We start from the raw sequence: 16,099 nt of genomic DNA on the forward strand, positions 1-16,099 counted from the left end.
AGTGCCCCGGCGGTGATCGGGCATAGGCTGACCACCGTGAGTGTGGTGTTGCTGGCCGAGGACGACGCGGCGATCGCCGACCCGCTGTCCCGCGCCTTGAACCGCGAAGGCTACGAGGTGCAGGTCGTCAGCGACGGGCACCGCGCGTTCGAGACCGCCAACGGCGGCGGCGTCGACCTGCTCGTCCTCGACCTGGGGCTGCCCGGGATAGACGGGCTGGACGTGTGCCGCAGGCTGCGCGCGGCAGGGCGCGGGATCCCGGTGCTCATGCTGACCGCGCGGGCCGACGAGGTCGACTTCGTCGTCGGGCTGGACGCGGGCGCGGACGACTACGTGGCGAAGCCGTTCCGGCTGGCCGAGCTCCTCGCCCGCATCCGGGCCCTGCTGCGCCGCCAGGCGCCGGGCACGATCGAGGTCAACGGCGTGAAGATGGACCTCGCGGCGCGGCAGGTGATCGTCGACGGCGACGAGGTCACGCTCGCGAACAAGGAGTTCGAGCTGCTGCGCGTGCTGATCCAGCGCGCGGGCCAGGTCGTCACCCGCGAGGAGATCCTCGACGAGGTGTGGGGCGGGCCCGAGCTGCGGACGAGCAAGACGCTCGACATGCACATGTCGTGGCTGCGCCGCAAGGTCGGCGGCCGGGGCGGCGCGCGGATCGCGACCGTCCGTGGTGTGGGCTTCCGGTTCAACACGGACTAGGTAGCCATGCGCCGACGCATCCTCCTGGCGATCCTGCTCGCCGTCACGGTCACGGCCGTCGCGCTCGGCATCCCGCTCGGGTGGTCGGCGTCGGCCGTCGTCGAGAGCCTCACGCGGGAGGAGCTGGGCGGCCGCGCCCGCCAGATCGCGGCGGCCCTCGACGACCAGGTCACCAACGGCAACGAGCTGGACCTGAACGGCGTGCAGCTCCTCGTGCCGCCGCGCGGGCACCTGCTGGTGGAGCTGCCGGACACGAACTTCCGGCGCGAGTTCGGCGACGAGCTGACCGGCGACACGGTGTCGGAGGAGGTGCCGATCGTCCAGCACGGCAAGGTCATCCTGTCGATCGACGCCGGCCCGATGCGCACCACGCAGACGCAGGTCACGCTGCTCGTGGTGCTGGTCGTGATCGCGGCGATCGGCGGCGGCGCGGCGGTCGCGACGGTCACCGCGCGCCGGCTGGCCCGCCCGCTGCGGCACGTCGCCGACCGCGCCGCCCGGCTCGGCGCCGGCGACTTCCGGCTCGACAAGACCCGGTACCGGGTGAGCGAGCTGGACTCCGTCGCCGAGGCGCTGGACGCGTCCGCGACGGCGCTGGCGCAGCTGGTGCAGCGGGAACGGGAGCTGGTCGGGGACGTGTCCCACCAGCTGCGGAGCAGGCTGACGTCGCTGCAGCTGCGGATCGAGGAGCTGACCGTGGTCCCCGACGAGGAGATCGCGGGCGAGGCGCAGGCGGCGCTGGAGCAGGCGGAACGCCTGGCCGACGTGCTGGACGAACTGATGGCGGCGGCCCGCGAGGCCCGCGCGACCGGCGCCGAACCGGTGGACCTGAGCGGCGAACTGGTGGGGATCGCGGAGGAGTGGCGCGCCCCGATGCGTGCCGTGGGCCGGTCACTGAAGGTGAAGCTGCAGGACAACCTCTTCGCGAAGGTGTCACCCGCACGGTTGCGCGAGGTGATCGGCGTGCTGCTGGACAACGCGCTGCGTCACGGCAGCGGCACCGTCACGCTGACCGCCCGCGAAGGCGCGGGCGCGAGCGGCGACACGGTGGTCATCGAGGTGACCGACATGGGGCCCGGCGTGCCGGACGAGCTCGCCGAGCACATCTTCGAGCGGGGGTTCTCCGGTGGCGGGTCGACCGGGCTGGGGCTGGCGCTGGCCCGTGCGCTGATCGACTCGGACGGGGGGCGGCTGGAGCTGTCCGCGAAGCGGCCGGCCACGTTCACGGTGTTCCTGCCGGTGCCACGAGCGGGTGACGTGCAAGGCGTCCGCTGGCCCGCGGAACGCTCCCCGCGCTGACGTGGCCGGGTCTCGCGTGCGCGCCGCGGTGTCCGCTGTCGTCGTGCTCGTGGTCCTGCTGGTCGCGGGCGACGATCCCGACGGAAGTGGCCCGTCCTTCCGGCTCACCGGCGTCTTCACGCTGACCGGTGGCGTGTCCTCGGACACCGGGCGGGGCGCCTGCGAAGGGTCCGGCGACTACGACGATGTCCGTGCCGGCACGCCGGTCACGGTCCACAGCATGGGCGGCGACGTCCTCGCCACGGGTGCGCTCGGCTCGCCGGTCTGGGCGGAGCCGGTCTGCGAGTTCCGGATCACCGTGGCCGGGGTGCCCGGCGGTCACGACTTCTACCAGGTCGAGATCGGCCGCCACGGCAAGATCGCGGTGTCGTACGACGAGGCGCGGAACGGGCAGGCCGCGATCACGCTGGGCTGACGCGCTACGAGTGGCCCAGCTCTTCCACCGGGTCGTCCGGGGGTGGGGCGTGGCGGCGCTTGTGGCCGAGCTCGTCCGGGAAGACCCAGCGGCGGAACGCCCAGAAGCGGAAGAACATCGCGAGCAGCATGCCGATGATCGAGCCGCTCGCGAAGTCGGCGATCTCCTGCACCAGCCGCGACACGTGCGGGACCTCGAACATCAGCACGTAGCGGGAGATCCACAGCGGCGCCGAGTTCAGCGCCACGCCGACCCCGCTGATCAGGAAGAACAGGGCCGCCTCGTGGTGGCGTTCGCGGCCGCCGCGGGTGCGGAAGGACCACTCGCGGTTCAGCACGTAGGAGACGATCGTCGCCACGATGATGGCGATGATCTTGGCGGTGACCGGTTTCTCCTCCAGCACCGTGAGTTTCAGCAGGTACCAGATGCCGTTGTCGATCACGAACGTCGTGCCGCCGACGATGGCGAACTTCAGCAGTTCGCGGTGCTTGATCAGCAGTTTGCGCAGTGGTTCGGGCACGCGCGCCAGCACGGTGTCGACGACGGTCACCAGCGCAGTCTACGGAGCGCGACGGATCAGGCGGCTTCTTCGTCGTCCTCGACGACCGCGAGCCGGTGGCCGCGGCGGCTGACCCGGACAATTCGGGGACGGGCGCCGGACTGCGGGAACACCCACTTCCGGAACGCCCACCAGCGGAACACCATCGCGATCAGCGTGCCCAGGATGATGCCGCTCGCGAAGTCCGCCACCTCCTGCACCAGCAGCGTGACGTGTGGCACCTCGAGGTTGAACCAGTACCGCGACACGAACAGCGGCGCCGAGTTCAGGCCCACGCCGATGCCGCTGATCAGGAAGAACAGCGCCGCCTCGTGCTGGCGCTCGCGACCGCCGCGGGTGCGGAACGACCACTCGCGGTTCAGCACGTACGACACGATCGTCGCGATGATCACCGCGATCGCCTGCGCCGTGACCGGGTTGTCGTTGAGCACGGTGAGCTTCAGCGAGTAGTTCACGACGACGGTGACCACGAAGCAGACACCACCGACGACCGCGAACTTCAGCAGCTCCTTGTGCTTCACGAGCACGGCCCGCACCGGCTTGGGCAGGCGCGAGAGCACCCGGTAGAGCAAGCTCATGGCGGCGAAGTCTAACCACGCGCCGTGACCGTGCCGTGATCAGCCGCCCAGCAGCCACCTGAGCAGGCCGCTCAGCCCGCCGTCGCTCTCACCGGACTCCGGGACCGGCTCGGACCGGTCCGACGGCTTCGTCGGCTTCGTCGATTTCGACGGTTTTCCAGGCTTCGTGGGCTCCGTCGTGGACGTGGCGGGCGGTGTCGTCGTGGTGGTCGTCGTCGGCGGTGCGGTCGTCGTCGTGGGGTCGTTCTCCGAGGTCGGCGGGCTGTTCGTGGTCGGCTTGCCGGTCGGCGACGTCGTGGTCGACGACGGTGGCGCGGTCGTCGGCGGGACCTGGCCCGGCGGGCACCACTCCCACAGCGTGACGATCACGCTGTCCTTCGCCTGGCCGAGCGTCGCCCACACGCTCAGCTGGCCGCGGCCCGGCTGGTGCTCCGGCCACGGGTCCGCGCGGACCTTCAGCACGATCCGCAGCGTCTCGCCCGGGGCCAGCTCGGCGGTGGTCGTGCAGGTGGTGCCGCCACCGGACGAGCACGTCACCTCCTGCGACGACCAGCGCAGCGTGGCGGGCTGGTCCAGGTTCACCGTCACGGGCAGTGAGCTGGTGCCCGTGTTGGTGGCGGTGATTTCCACGATCGGGTGGATCCACAGGCGGAACAGGCCGAGCAGGTCGGTCTTGATCACGGCCGACAGCCTGATCATGTCCGTCTTGTCCTCGGGCTTGACGTCCACGCGGACCGCCACGTCGACGCGCACGTTCGTCCCGGCCGACACCGAACCGGTGATCTGCCCGCCCTGGCTGTCCTCCGCGGCCTGCAGGCGGAACAACAACGTCACGGCCTGGCCCGGCCGCAGGCCCGTGCCGCTCGAGCACGTCACCGTGCCCTCGCCGCCGGGGCAGTTGACCGTGCTCGCCTGGCGTGCGCCGTTCAGGTTCAGCAGCCTCGGCGCGGCGAACCCGTCGACCGGCACGGCGCTGACGCCGGCCGGGAGGTTCAGCACGGCCGTGACCGGCTCCGACACCGTGCCGCCCGTGTTGCGCACGGTGAGTGGCAGGTCGACCGGACCGCCACCCGCGATCAGCGAGATGGGGGTGCTCGGTCCGCTCGCGTCCAGCTGCGGGGGTGCGGGCGGCTCCTCCTGCGGCGGGTTCGCCGCGGGTGGCTCCTCCTCGGCGGGCGGGTCCTCCTGGGCGGGCGGGTTCTGCGGCGGCTGCGCGGGTGGCTGCTGGGGCTGCGGTGGCTGGGGCCGCGGCGGCTCGCCCGGCGGGGGCGCCTCCTGCGTGGGGGCGGGCGCGGCCGCGGGGATCTCCGGGCTCTCGCCGCCCGCCGTCAGGCCGACGACCATGGCCGCGGCGAGCGCCACGGTCGACGCGGCGACGCCGAGGAACTGGCGTGGTCCGGCCGCCGCGGCGCCTGCGGCGCCCGCCGCCCCGGTCGCGGTGGCGGCCGTGGTGACCGTCGCGACCTTGATGACGCCGGTCGCCGCGATGTAGCCGGCCGCGGCGACGCCCAGCACCAGCGGTGCCACGTACCCGCGCATCGCGCCGTTGACGTCGGCCAGCTCGGCCGCGAGCGCACGGCAGCGCTCGCACGTGTCCAGGTGGGCCTCGACCTGCGCCTTCTCCCGCTTGGCGAGGCCGCCCCGGGTCCACGCGCCGAGCCGTTCGGCGGCCGCGCGGCAGTGCCGGTCGGTGGTCTCGGCGAGGTGGACCTGCAGGTAGGCCTGCCGCAGGCCCTCGCGGGCGCGGTAGGCGAGCGCGGAGACGCCGTTCGCGGTCAGGCCGAGGATCGGCGCGACCTCCGCGGGGGACTGGCCTTCGATCTCGGTGTGCCAGAGCACCGCCTGCCACCGTTCCGGCAGGCGCGCAAACGCTTGCGCGGCGAGTGACCGCTCCAGGCCCTTGACGGCGGTGTCGTCGAACTCTTGACTGACCGCCTCGACCGAGACACCGGAGACCGTGGACACGTCGTCCGACAGCTCCAGCTTCTTCTCGCGCCGCGTCTTGTCGTACGCGGTGTGTCGAAGCGCGGTCAGCAGATATGCCCGGAAGGCTGAATCCGGGCCGCGACCGCCACGGAGCGTGTCGAGCACCTTGGTGAACGCCTCGGAAACCAGGTCGTCGGCCTCGGCGGGAGACCGGGACAGCTGGCGCGCGAGGTTGTAAGCGGAGGCGACATGGCGTTCGTACAACGCCCCGTACGCGGACACGGTCCCCTTGCGCACGGCCTCGATCAGCTCGGCGTCGCCAGGCCCCTCAACGTCGGCTGGAACGGTGGCCACGATCCTCCTCGAACTCGCTCGCGTACAGCCGGGACCTGCGTTTTCACGGTCCCGCCCCTCACTGGACGCGCTCCCGCGCATAGTGTGACGCCAAATGCCACGAACAGCATCACCCGGTCACCGGAATGGCCGTACGCGAGACGATCCCGTCAGCGTTTTCGCCCGAACGGCGTCACGCGCGTCACCCATCGACGTTTCTCATCCGACGGGCACGGCGGAGGGAAGAACGACAGTGACAGTACGTGAGGCGGACCCGCGCTCACACCGTGGCGATGCGGAGGGTACCGGTCACGAACTCCGTACCCTCCGTGCCCGGTGGCGCACGGCGAGCATCGCGGCGGGGTGGCGGTTCCCCAGTGACTGGGGCGTACCCGAGGTGGACGAGGTCTGCCTGTCCGCGGTGCGCAGGGGTGACCTGGCAGAGGCGCTGTCCGGGCTGGGCCGGGCACGTGCCGAAGCGGGCGCCGGACTGGACGAGACGCTGACCGACCTCGCCGCGCTGCACGCGGTGCTGACGAACGCGGACGTCCGCGACGGCCTCATCGCCACCGACCCCAACGCGGCGCCGACCAGGCTCGTGCGAGCGGCGGCGCTCGCGTGGGCGGAGGCGTCGTTCGGGGAGCTGCGCAACGCGGAGACGACGGAGAACCTGACCAACCTGGCGACGCTCGCGTACCTGCGGACACGGCTGGGCGAGGTCTACCGGCAGGCCACGCGGCTCGGCGTGCCCGCGGCGGAGACCCACGCGCTGCTCGTGGTGACCATCGACCTGTCGACGGTCACGGGCTGGGCGCGCCTGATGGCGATGGTCCTGGTCGCGGACGCGCTGCGGGAGATCTTCGACGGCGGCGAGAGCATCGCGCTGCTCGGCCCGTCGGTCGCCGCGGTACTCGCGGAACGCGACCCGGGCTTCGGCGACCGCGCGCTGAGCGCGGGCTGGCTGATCACCGAACGCCTGGCGGTGGACCCACAGCTGAAGTCCACCAACAGACCGGTGGTCCGCCTGGAACGCCTCCCGGACACCCACCAGGAAGCCCGCGACCTCCTCCACACCATAAGCCGCGCCTAACCCCGCGAGTCCCGCTCTCAAACACCGCGAGTCGCGCTCTCGCGCACACCGAGTTGTCGGTTTCGTGCACACGCCCGGCTCGGGAACATGCACGAAACTGACAACTCGGTATGCCTGAGAGCGCGACTCGCGGGGTGTGGGGGCGTGGCTCGCGGGGGGTGGGGGCGTGGTTTGCTCTTGCGGTGCCGGTGGATGTTGTGCGTCGGGGTTGGGGTTTCGAGGCGGTGCGGCGGTTGTTCGCGCGGCCTCGGTTGGTGGTCGCGCTCTTTGCCGTGCCTGCTGTGGTGCTCGCCGCGGGTGTTGTCAGCTGGGTCATCGACTGGCGGCTCGGCGTCGACAGCGCGGTCTACCGGTCCGGGGCCGTCGCCCTGCTGACCGGGGAACCCCTCTACGACAACATGTTCCTCTCCGCCGAGCCGCCCTGGGCCCGGCTGCCCTTCACCTACCCGCCCACCAGCACGCTGCTGTTCGTGCCGCTCGCGCTCTTCCCCACGCAGGTGTCGTGGGGGCTGCTCGGTGCGCTGTCCGTCCTCGCGCTCGCGACCGTCGTCCGCGTCGCCATCCAGAACGTGCCTGTCCGCCCTGCCTGGATGCGGCCCGCGCAGACCACCATCGCCGTCACGGTGCTCGCGCTCGGGCTCGAACCCGTCTGGCGCACGCTCTTCCTCGGGCAGATCAACCTGATCCTGATGGCGCTCGTGGTCGTCGACGTGCTCGTCCTCGGCAGCTCCCGCCGCTTCGGCGGCGTGCTCGTCGGCGTCGCGGCCGCGGTGAAGCTCACGCCGCTCGTCTTCGTGCCGCACCTGTGGTTCACCGGCAGGCGCGCCGACGCCGTCCGCGCGGTCGTCACGTTCGCGCTGCTCCAGCTGCTGATCTTCGCGATCATCCCGCACGACGTGCTCAAGTTCCTCACCGTCACCGACCCGGAACGCACCGGGCCGACGTTCTGGGCGGGCAACCAGGGCCTCAACGGTCTCGTCCAGCGGCTCTCCGACCTGTCGCCGTGGTCGAACGAGATCTCGATCGCCATCGGCGCGGTGCTCGCGATCCCCGCGTTCGTCATCGCCCGCCGCTTCCACCGCGCGGGCCAGGCACTGCCCGCGCTGCTGGTCACCGCGTTCTTCGGGCTCCTGTTCAGCCCGGTCAGCTGGTCGCACCACTGGGTGTGGGTGGTGCCGCTGCTCGTCTACCTGCTGTCCCGGCTGCCCGAACCCCTCCCGCACGGCTGGGCCCGGGTGAGGGCGCTCTCCGGGGTCGGCTCGATCGTGCTCGTGTTCGCGAGCTGTGTGTTGCTCATCATGCGCACGTCCGACCCGAACCGCCCCGCCGGCGAGAAACCCGAGCTGGAGTGGACCCCGCCCGAGGTGGTCCTGGGCAGCGCGTACCTGCTGGTCCCGCTTGTGGCGGGCGTCCTGGTGCTGGCGAGAACCCGGCGCAGGTAGGTTCACCTGCGTGGACACTCGTACCGGCTTGCCGATCGTCGGCATGGTGGGTGGTGGGCAGCTCGCGCGCATGACCCACCAGGCGGCGATCGCGCTCGGCCAATCCCTGCACGTGCTCGCCGTCTCACCCCACGACCCCGCGGCGCTGGTGTCGCCGGACATCACCCTCGGTTCGCACACCGACCTCGACGCGCTCGCGGCCTTCGCGAAGAGCTGCGACGTGCTCACGTTCGACCACGAGCACGTGCCCGGCGAGCACCTCAAGGCGCTCGTCGACCAGGGCGTGCACGTCCGCCCCGGCCCGGACGCGCTGCTGCACGCGCAGGACAAGCTCGTCATGCGCCGCCGCCTCGGCGACCTCGGCCTGCCGATCCCGCCGTTCGCCGAGGTCACGAGCGTCGGCGACGTCGAGCGGTTCGCGGGCGAGCACGGCTGGCCGTGTGTGCTGAAGGCCGCCCGCGGTGGCTACGACGGCCGCGGCGTGTGGATGCTGAACGGTCCGCACAGCGCCGGTGACCTGGTGCCGAAGCTGCTCGAGGCGGGCACGCCGCTGCTCGTCGAGCAGCGGGTCGCGATGCGCCGCGAGCTGGCCGCGCTGGTCGCGCGGTCGCCGTTCGGGCAGGGCGGGGCGTGGCCGGTCGTCGAGACCGTGCAGTCCAACGGCATCTGCGTCGAGGTCCTCGCGCCGGCGCCGGACCTGAGCGAGGCGGACGCTGAGGTCGCGCAGGACCTGGCGCTGCGGATCGCGTCCGAGCTGGGCGTGGTCGGCGTGCTGGCGGTCGAGCTGTTCGACACCGCCGACGGCCTGGTGATCAACGAGCTGGCCATGCGCCCGCACAACTCGGGGCACTGGACCATCGAGGGCGCCCGGACCTCGCAGTTCGAGCAGCACCTGCGCGCGGTGCTCGACTACCCGCTCGGCGCGACCGACAACCTGGCCCCCGCCGTGGTCATGGCGAACGTGCTCGGCGCCCCGGACGCGCCCGCGATGAGCCCCGACGAGCGGCTGCACCACCTGCTCGCCCGGTTCCGCGACGCGCACGTGCACTACTACGGCAAGCAGGAACGTCCCGGCCGCAAGATCGGGCACGTGACGATGCTGGGCACGTCGATGGCCGACGTGCGCGAACGGGCGAAGCTGGCCGCGCACTGGCTGTCGCACGCCGAATGGCTGGACGGATACGACATTCATGGGAGTTGACGCAATGGCGCCGGTCGTTGGCGTGATCATGGGGAGCGACTCGGACTGGCCGGTCATGAAGGCCGCGGCCGAGGCGCTGTCCGAGTTCGAGGTGCCGTACGAGGTCAGCGTGGTGTCCGCGCACCGCACGCCGCAGCGCATGCTCGACTACGCGCGCACGGCCGCCGACCGCGGCCTGAAGGTGATCATCGCGGGCGCGGGCGGGGCCGCGCACCTGCCGGGCATGGTGGCATCGGCGACCACGCTGCCGGTGGTGGGGGTGCCGGTGCCGCTCAAGTACCTCGACGGCATGGACTCGCTGCTGTCGATCGTGCAGATGCCCGCCGGGATCCCGGTGGCGACGGTGTCCGTCGGCGGTGCCCGCAACGCCGGCCTGCTGGCCGTGCGCATGCTGTCGGTGGCCGACGAGAAGCTGCGGGACCGGCTCGCGCGGTTCGCGGCCGATCTAGAACAGCTCGTGCTGGACAAGGACGCTCGCTTGCGTGACGGGCTCGATACTTCCGGCGAAGCTAACGAGCGCTAACATCGGGGACGGTTGGTCCCACGTCAGGGAGGTGTGCGGTGTACGAGCTGAGCGAGGAGCACGAGGCGCTGCGGGAGGCTGTGCGCGCGCTCGCGGAGAAGGAGATCGCGCCGTACGCCGCGGAGGTCGACGAGCAGGAGCGGTATCCGTCGGAGGCCAGGGACGCGCTGGTGAAGGCCGGCTTCCACGCGGTGCACGTGCCGGAGGAGTACGACGGCCAGGGCGCCGACGCGGTCGCGGCCTGCATCGTGATCGAGGAGGTGGCCCGGGTCGACGCGTCGGCGTCGCTGATCCCGGCGGTCAACAAGCTCGGCACGCAGCCGATCATCCTGGCCGGCGGCGAGGCCGTGAAGAAGCTGGTGCTGCCTGCCATCGCGTCGGGTGAGGCGTCCGCGTCCTACGCGCTGTCGGAGCGCGAGGCGGGCTCGGACACCGCGTCGATGCGCTGCCGCGCCGTGCTCGACGGCGGCAAGTGGGTGCTGAACGGCACGAAGTGCTGGATCACCAACGCGGGCGAGTCGTCGTGGTACACCGTCATGGCGGTGACCGACCCCAACGCGCCGAAGAAGGCCAACGGGATCTCGGCGTTCGCCGTGCACAAGGACGACCCCGGTTTCTCGGTGGGCCCGAAGGAGCGCAAGCTCGGCATCAAGGGCAGCCCGACGCGCGAGATCTACTTCGAGAACTGCGAGATCCCCGAGGACCGCATCATCGGCGAGCCCGGCACCGGGCTGAAGACGGCGCTGCGGACGCTCGACCACACGAGGCCGACGATCGGCGCGCAGGCGCTGGGGATCGCGCAGGGTGCGCTGGACGCGTCGATCGCGTACGTCAAGGACCGCAAGCAGTTCGGCCAGAGCATCGCCGAGTTCCAGGGCGTGCAGTTCATGCTGGCCGACATGGGCATGAAGATCGAGGCGGCCCGCCACCTGGTGTACGCCTCGGCGGCGGCCACCGAACGCGGCGACAAGCGCGCGGGCTTCATGGCCTCGGCCGCGAAGGCCTACGCGTCGGACATCGCGATGGAGGTCACGACCGACGCGGTGCAGCTGTTCGGCGGCGCCGGCTACACCAAGGACTTCCCGGTGGAACGCATGATGCGCGACGCCAAGATCACCCAGATCTACGAGGGCACGAACCAGATCCAGCGCATGGTGATGGCACGGGCCCTGCTGCGGGGCTAGCTCGGCGGTCCCGGTCAGAAGAAGGTCGCGGTCAGGTCGTCGTCCGCGGTGATGTCGATCTGGCCGTCGACGGTGAACCGGCGACGAACGACGTCAACGTGGCGCTCGCCTGATGTTCCAGGTCGATCCGCTGCGTGTAAGGGTTCCCGGCGAACATCGCGAGCAGCTTCGTTCCGGCTTCGAGCTGCGGGGACTCGTCGCCCCGCAGCTCGGAGACGCCGGGATAGACGTAGAACCGGGACCGGTGTGCCGCCGAACGAGGCGGGGCGGAGCCAAGCCTCGCGGTTGTGGACGATGACGGACTTGAGCAGCGGGCCGAGCGCAACGTGTCGGTCAGGAGCGCCGGTCGACGTCGTGGCCGGTTGAACCCGGGGCGCCGGCACGACGATCACTCCGGTGGCCACGAGCGACGGCGGTCGCGCGGAGGAGGTTCCGCGACGTGTCGCGGTGTTCAGTGCGGGTGCGCGGCCAGGGTGATCAGTTGTGTCAGCCGCTGGAGTTCTCTCGCGTGCATGAGCGGTGCGCCGCGCGTGGTGCGGATTCTCCTGCGTAGTTCCGCGGTCAGGTCGGCCAGCAGTGCGCGCTGGTCGGCGGTCAGGTGGGACCCGCTCAGTGTGGCTTCCAGGAGCGCCTGCACGTCGGTGGCCACGTCGTCGCCCGTCGGCGGGATGGGGTCGTGGGTTCGGCGGAACGCCAGCGCGTGCAGCGCGGCGTCGCGGGCGGCGCCGTACCACTGGTCCGGGGCGTGGCTGGGGTTCGGGTCCTGCGGACGTGGCGTGCGCTCGCCCCGCGACTTGGCCGCCCGGCGAACCGCCGCGTAGTCGGCCACCGCGGCTTTCCACAGTTCACGGCTGGCCGTCAGGCACTCCAGTGCGCGCAAGAGTGCGGCGCCGTCCGTGCGGTAGGGGCCCGCCTGGTGTTCCAGGAAACTGAGCGTCGCGCGGAAACCTATCGGGTGGTAGCGCCGGACACAGGAATGCAGGCCCGCCACCCTGCGGCCGTACGGCAGGGTGGCGTCACGTGCTTTCCGTGCGTCCAGCGCAAAACTCACGACAGTGTGACGGTGGTGCGTTCTGTTTCCGTGTGCTTGCGCAGCTTCTCCGAGTCGGCGTTCGTGACCTGCACCAGGCTGGCGCCCGCGGCCAGCACGGTCACCAGGCCCTTCATGGCGTACGCCGGCCAGTCCAGTGTGGACAGCACGCGGGCGCCGCTGGTGATGCCGAGGTTTTCCGCGTGGGACAACGCTTTCTCGAGCACCTCGTCCACCGTGGCGCCGAGGAAGCACGGGGTGTCGCCGGGGACGGGGCCGCCGAAGTAGTCGTCGCCGAAGAGGCGGGCGTCGCCGATGTAGTCCAGGGCGCCCGCCGGGACCTCGCCGCGCAGGTCGCGGCCCATCGGGTCCAGCGACGCGATCGCGGTGACGCCCGCGCCGGGTGCGGTCGCGTCCGGCGGCACGAACGCGACCTTCGCCTCGCCCGCGGTCACCACCTCCGCGCCGCACCACCACGCGCCGAGGAACACGGCCGCCGTCTGCCAGTGGGCGGGCAGCAGCACCGCCACCCGGTCACCCGGCTCCACGTCCAGCTCGTCCACCAGCCAGTTCGCCGTCTTCGCCGCCCAGTTGCGCATCGTGGCGACCGACAGCTCGACGCGGGTGTCCTCCGCGTCGTCGTAGTGCGTGATCAACGGCTGGGCAGGTGCGCCGCGCAGCAGGTGTTCGGTGAGGCTCACGGGTGGCAACGCTAGTCCACGCACGGCACCGACGGTTGCGCGGCTTTCGCCGCCGCCGGGCCGGTCCCGCCGTACTCCGCGGGTGCCGGCCTGCCCGCGGGCTTCGGCGGCTTCGGCGTCAGCAGGCCCTCGACGAACCGGTGCACCTTCGGCAGGTCCACCACGATGATGCTCTGCCCCCGGTCGTTGCGGGCGCCGACGGCCTCGACGGGGATCGTCACGAACTGGACGTTGCCCGTGGCGAGCGCCTGCGCCTGGTTCACCAGTTCCAGGAAGTGCAGCCCGCCGTCCATCACGACCGTCTTCGACACCGCGTCCTCGAGCGCGTTCAGCTTCGCGTTGTCGGTCAGCAGCCCGCCGGACAGCACCTTCCGCATCGCCGACGACAGGAACGTCTGCTGCCGCACGATGCGGTCCAGGTCGCCGCGCGGCAGGTTCTTGCGCTGCCGCACGAACGCCACCGCGTCCCCGCCCCGCACGGTCTGCGGGCCCTGCGCGAAGTTCGCGCCCGAGTCGGGGTCGCTCGTCGCCTGGTTCAGGCACACGTCGACCCCGTCGATGACCTCGGTCAGCAGGTAGAACCCGTACAGGCTCACCTCGGTGTAGTGGTCGACGCGCGCGCCGGTCAGCACCTGCACCGCCTGGATCAGCGACGCCCGGCCGGCGTCGTCGGACTCGCGGTTGATCTTGGCGCGGTCCTTCTCGCCCTTCGCGACCAGCTCCTCCATCACCCCGGCCTTGGTGATGCCGAAGGCGCCGTTGATCTTCTCCTCGCGGCCCAGGTTCGGCACCAGCACCGACGTGTCACGCGGGATGGAGATGGCCGAGCCCCGGCTGCCGTCCCGCGGGATCCGCAGCAGGATCAGCGTGTCGGTGTTCAGCGTCTCCGTCGCCTCGGTGCGCAGCTCGCGCAACAGCTCCGCCGACAGCGGTCTGCCCTGCATGTCGGTGCGGCTGTCGTTGCCGACGATGAGGATGTCGTTGGCCCCGTCGTCGTCGGTGGTCGCGGCCTCGCCCTCCTGCGCGGCGGAGACCGCGTCGGTGGTGTTCTTGCTCTGGTCGAGCTGGTCGACCCGCAGCCACACGAGGGACAGCGCCGCGAGCGTCACCGCCGAGATCAGGCCCACCAGGACCCGGCCCGCGATCAGCAGCCCGGCCATGCGCCGCCCCTTCGGCGTCGTGCCGGTGTCGTCGTCACCGGCGGTCGCCTCGTCATCCGTCTCCTCGGGTGGCGGTTCCGATGGCACCGGCACCTTCCCTACCGCAGTCGCGTACGTCGTCGGCTCTTCCGCGTCCCCCTCGGACGCGTGTCTCCCCGCCATCGGTCACCTCCCCTGCCCGACCCCGACCAGGCTAACGGCTCGCACCGACAGAACCGCGCCGTCGCGGCCCTGATCAACCCGCATGGAGGATGTCGGTCAGTTCACACACGCCAGGTCGGCCGCGGTGAGCTGGGGCGCGGGCCGGTCCGATGACGACGACGGCGCCGCCGACGAGGCCGGCGACGAGGACGACGAGGACGACGTCGATGGCGGCTGTGCCCGCACGCCGTTGGTCACCTCGACCCCCTCGTAGTCGGTGCCGAGCACCACCGTCAGCTCGTTCGCGGTGAGCGACCCGTCCTCCAGGTACGTGAACCGCCCGCCCAGCTCGTTCGCCGCGAACTCCGCGAGGTTGCGTTCACCGGGCGCGTACCAGATCGTCGACGACGACTGCACGGGCGCGTCCCCGACGTCGCCGCCCTGGAACCCCTTCTCCGTCAGCGCCCGCAGCACCGTCGCGGCGAGGCCCCTGGTGTTCGAGCCGTTGCGCACGTCCACGGTGACCAGGCCGAGCGTCGGCCGGGCGCCGTAGTCGGCGGGCGGGGTCGTGGTGGCGGTCGTCGTGGTGGTGGTGTCGCCGGGCACGGGGGAGCCGGCCGGCGTGTCCTGCCCGGCCTCGTCGGACACCAGCGACGACACGAACGAGGCCACCTGGCCGGGGTCGACCTTCAGCACGTCGGCGCCGCCGATGTTCGCGTCGCCGAGCGTGGGGATCGTGTAGAAGTCGATGCCGTCGGCGGTCAGCCCGGACATCTGCGACGCGAACGTGGACAGCTGCCAGCCGTCGGACAGGATCACCGACCGCTGCACCGCGGCGACGAGCTCACGCACCTTCGACGGGCTCGTCAGCATGTCCGCGGACAGGACCTTGTTGGCGAGCGAGCCGAGGAACGCCTGCTGCCGCACGATCCGGTCGAGGTCGCCGTGCTCGAGCCCGTGGCGCTGCCGCACGAACGCGAGCGCCTTGCGGCCGGCGATGGTCTGCTGGCCCTTGATGAAGTCCGCGCCGGACATCGGGTCGCGCGTGGCCTCCTTCAGGCACACGGTGACGCCGCCGATGGCCTTGGTGACCTCGAAGAACGACAGCAGGTTCACCTCGGCGTAGCGGTCGATGGTGACCGAGCCGCCGATCAGCTTCTGGATGGTGGCGATCAGGTTCTTGCGGCCGATGACCTTCGCCTGCTCGTCGAGTTCCTTCTCGCCGGAGACCTTGTCCGCCAGCTCCTCGCGCGCGTTGTTGTAGGCGTAGGCGAACGCGGAGTTGAGCCGGTGCTCGCCGAAGCCGCCGGCGAGCTCCACCCACGAGTCGCGCGGGAAGGAGATCGCCACCGCGCGAGTGCCGTCCACCGGGATGTGGACGAGGATCATCGTGTCGGTGTTGCGCTCGCCGTCGCTCTCGCCGGCGTTCAGGAGGTCGAGCACCTCGCGCGGCAGCGGGTTGCCGTACGCGTCGGTGCGGCTGTCCATGCCGACCAGCAGCATGTCCACTGCTCCGTCCAGCGGAACGCGTTGGTCCTGGACTTCCTGCGCGATGACGTCGGTGGTGACGGTGTCGTCGTCGACGTCACCGACGGCCCACCAGCCGTAACCCATAGTGGCGACGACAGCGGCCGAAACGAGCGCGACCAAGGACCGCCCGGTCGCCAGACCGGCCTTCTGCCAGCCGGAACGCCCTTGCGCACGCCTGCTCACGCACGCTCCTCCCCAACCCCCGCGAACCTGACCGTTAGGATACCCAGTCGTGACCTCGTCATACGGGGTCTTTGTCATCGATTGGGACGCAATAGTGTCCGTCCG

15 protein-coding genes are annotated in these 16,099 nt (G+C 71.3%); 8 read left to right on the top strand and 7 right to left on the bottom strand.

Annotation, left to right across the window (positions count from 1 at the left end; genetic code table 11):
- Positions 1-36 precede the first annotated feature (36 nt).
- Genes ACYQ77_RS03890 through ACYQ77_RS03900 form a run of 3 tightly spaced genes read left to right on the top strand, consistent with a single transcriptional unit; the run spans position 37 to position 2,413 of the window.
- Positions 37-699 (top strand): response regulator transcription factor, encoded by a 663-nt coding sequence (locus tag ACYQ77_RS03890; protein ID WP_459707443.1) that lies wholly within the window; start codon positions 37-39, stop codon positions 697-699.
- 6 nt (positions 700-705) lie between these two features.
- The gene (locus ACYQ77_RS03895; protein WP_459707445.1) at positions 706-1,998 is read left to right on the top strand and encodes a sensor histidine kinase; all 1,293 of its coding nucleotides are present in this window, start codon (positions 706-708) and stop codon (positions 1,996-1,998) included.
- Between the two features lies 1 nt (position 1,999).
- Positions 2,000-2,413: a hypothetical protein gene (locus ACYQ77_RS03900; protein ID WP_459707447.1), complete on the top strand. Its 414-nt coding sequence runs from the start codon at positions 2,000-2,002 to the stop codon at positions 2,411-2,413.
- Between the two features lie 4 nt (positions 2,414-2,417).
- Here the strand turns inward: ACYQ77_RS03900 and ACYQ77_RS03905 are convergent, their stop codons facing one another.
- Genes ACYQ77_RS03905 through ACYQ77_RS03915 form a run of 3 tightly spaced genes read right to left on the bottom strand, consistent with a single transcriptional unit; the run spans position 2,418 to position 5,830 of the window.
- Positions 2,418-2,963: a GtrA family protein gene (locus tag ACYQ77_RS03905; RefSeq protein WP_459707448.1), complete on the bottom strand. Its 546-nt coding sequence runs from the start codon at positions 2,961-2,963 to the stop codon at positions 2,418-2,420.
- 26 nt (positions 2,964-2,989) lie between these two features.
- Complete coding sequence (locus ACYQ77_RS03910) at positions 2,990-3,550, bottom strand: GtrA family protein (RefSeq protein WP_459707450.1); 561 nt, start codon at positions 3,548-3,550, stop codon at positions 2,990-2,992.
- A 39-nt stretch (positions 3,551-3,589) separates the two neighbouring features.
- Complete coding sequence (locus ACYQ77_RS03915; RefSeq protein ID WP_459707453.1) at positions 3,590-5,830, bottom strand: sigma-70 family RNA polymerase sigma factor; 2,241 nt, start codon at positions 5,828-5,830, stop codon at positions 3,590-3,592.
- A gap of 376 nt (positions 5,831-6,206) precedes the next feature.
- Between ACYQ77_RS03915 and ACYQ77_RS03920 the strand changes: the two genes are divergently transcribed.
- The 5 genes from ACYQ77_RS03920 (at position 6,207) to ACYQ77_RS03940 (ending at position 11,249) form a co-directional block, all read left to right on the top strand.
- Positions 6,207-6,899, top strand: coding sequence for a GGDEF domain-containing protein (locus tag ACYQ77_RS03920; protein WP_459707455.1), 693 nt, complete (start codon positions 6,207-6,209; stop codon positions 6,897-6,899).
- Positions 6,900-7,171: 272 nt separating this feature from the next.
- Positions 7,172-8,341, top strand: coding sequence for a glycosyltransferase 87 family protein (locus tag ACYQ77_RS03925; protein ID WP_459707457.1), 1,170 nt, complete (start codon positions 7,172-7,174; stop codon positions 8,339-8,341).
- A gap of 10 nt (positions 8,342-8,351) precedes the next feature.
- Positions 8,352-9,542 (top strand): 5-(carboxyamino)imidazole ribonucleotide synthase, encoded by a 1,191-nt coding sequence (locus tag ACYQ77_RS03930; RefSeq protein WP_459707458.1) that lies wholly within the window; start codon positions 8,352-8,354, stop codon positions 9,540-9,542.
- Positions 9,543-9,546: 4 nt separating this feature from the next.
- A complete protein-coding gene (gene purE, locus ACYQ77_RS03935) occupies positions 9,547-10,065 on the top strand; it encodes a 5-(carboxyamino)imidazole ribonucleotide mutase (RefSeq protein ID WP_459707460.1) in 519 nt (172 codons plus the stop codon).
- 38 nt (positions 10,066-10,103) lie between these two features.
- A complete protein-coding gene (locus ACYQ77_RS03940; protein WP_459707462.1) occupies positions 10,104-11,249 on the top strand; it encodes an acyl-CoA dehydrogenase family protein in 1,146 nt (381 codons plus the stop codon).
- 451 nt (positions 11,250-11,700) lie between these two features.
- Here the strand turns inward: ACYQ77_RS03940 and ACYQ77_RS03945 are convergent, their stop codons facing one another.
- From ACYQ77_RS03945 to ACYQ77_RS03960, 4 genes are all read right to left on the bottom strand, one after another.
- Positions 11,701-12,300: a hypothetical protein gene (locus tag ACYQ77_RS03945; protein WP_459707463.1), complete on the bottom strand. Its 600-nt coding sequence runs from the start codon at positions 12,298-12,300 to the stop codon at positions 11,701-11,703.
- The gene (locus ACYQ77_RS03950; protein WP_459707465.1) at positions 12,297-12,980 is read right to left on the bottom strand and encodes a TIGR03089 family protein; all 684 of its coding nucleotides are present in this window, start codon (positions 12,978-12,980) and stop codon (positions 12,297-12,299) included. The genes ACYQ77_RS03945 and ACYQ77_RS03950 overlap by 4 nt, the downstream gene beginning before the upstream one ends.
- Before the next feature lie 11 nt (positions 12,981-12,991).
- Entirely contained in the window at positions 12,992-14,302 is a 1,311-nt protein-coding gene (locus tag ACYQ77_RS03955; protein ID WP_459707467.1) for an LCP family protein, read from the bottom strand.
- Between the two features lie 96 nt (positions 14,303-14,398).
- A complete protein-coding gene (locus ACYQ77_RS03960) occupies positions 14,399-15,994 on the bottom strand; it encodes an LCP family protein (RefSeq protein ID WP_459707469.1) in 1,596 nt (531 codons plus the stop codon).
- Positions 15,995-16,099 lie beyond the last annotated feature (105 nt).

This window comes from Actinophytocola sp. KF-1, assembly GCF_054661535.1.

Excerpts from the sequence above, each read along its gene's own strand:
- ACYQ77_RS03895 (WP_459707445.1), top strand. The coding sequence starts at position 706 with ATGCGCCGACGCATCCTCCTGGCGATCCTGCTCGCCGTCACGGTCACG.
- purE (WP_459707460.1), top strand. The coding sequence starts at position 9,547 with ATGGCGCCGGTCGTTGGCGTGATCATGGGGAGCGACTCGGACTGGCCG.
- ACYQ77_RS03910 (WP_459707450.1), bottom strand. The coding sequence starts at position 3,550 with ATGAGCTTGCTCTACCGGGTGCTCTCGCGCCTGCCCAAGCCGGTGCGG.
- ACYQ77_RS03955 (WP_459707467.1), bottom strand. The coding sequence starts at position 14,302 with ATGGCGGGGAGACACGCGTCCGAGGGGGACGCGGAAGAGCCGACGACG.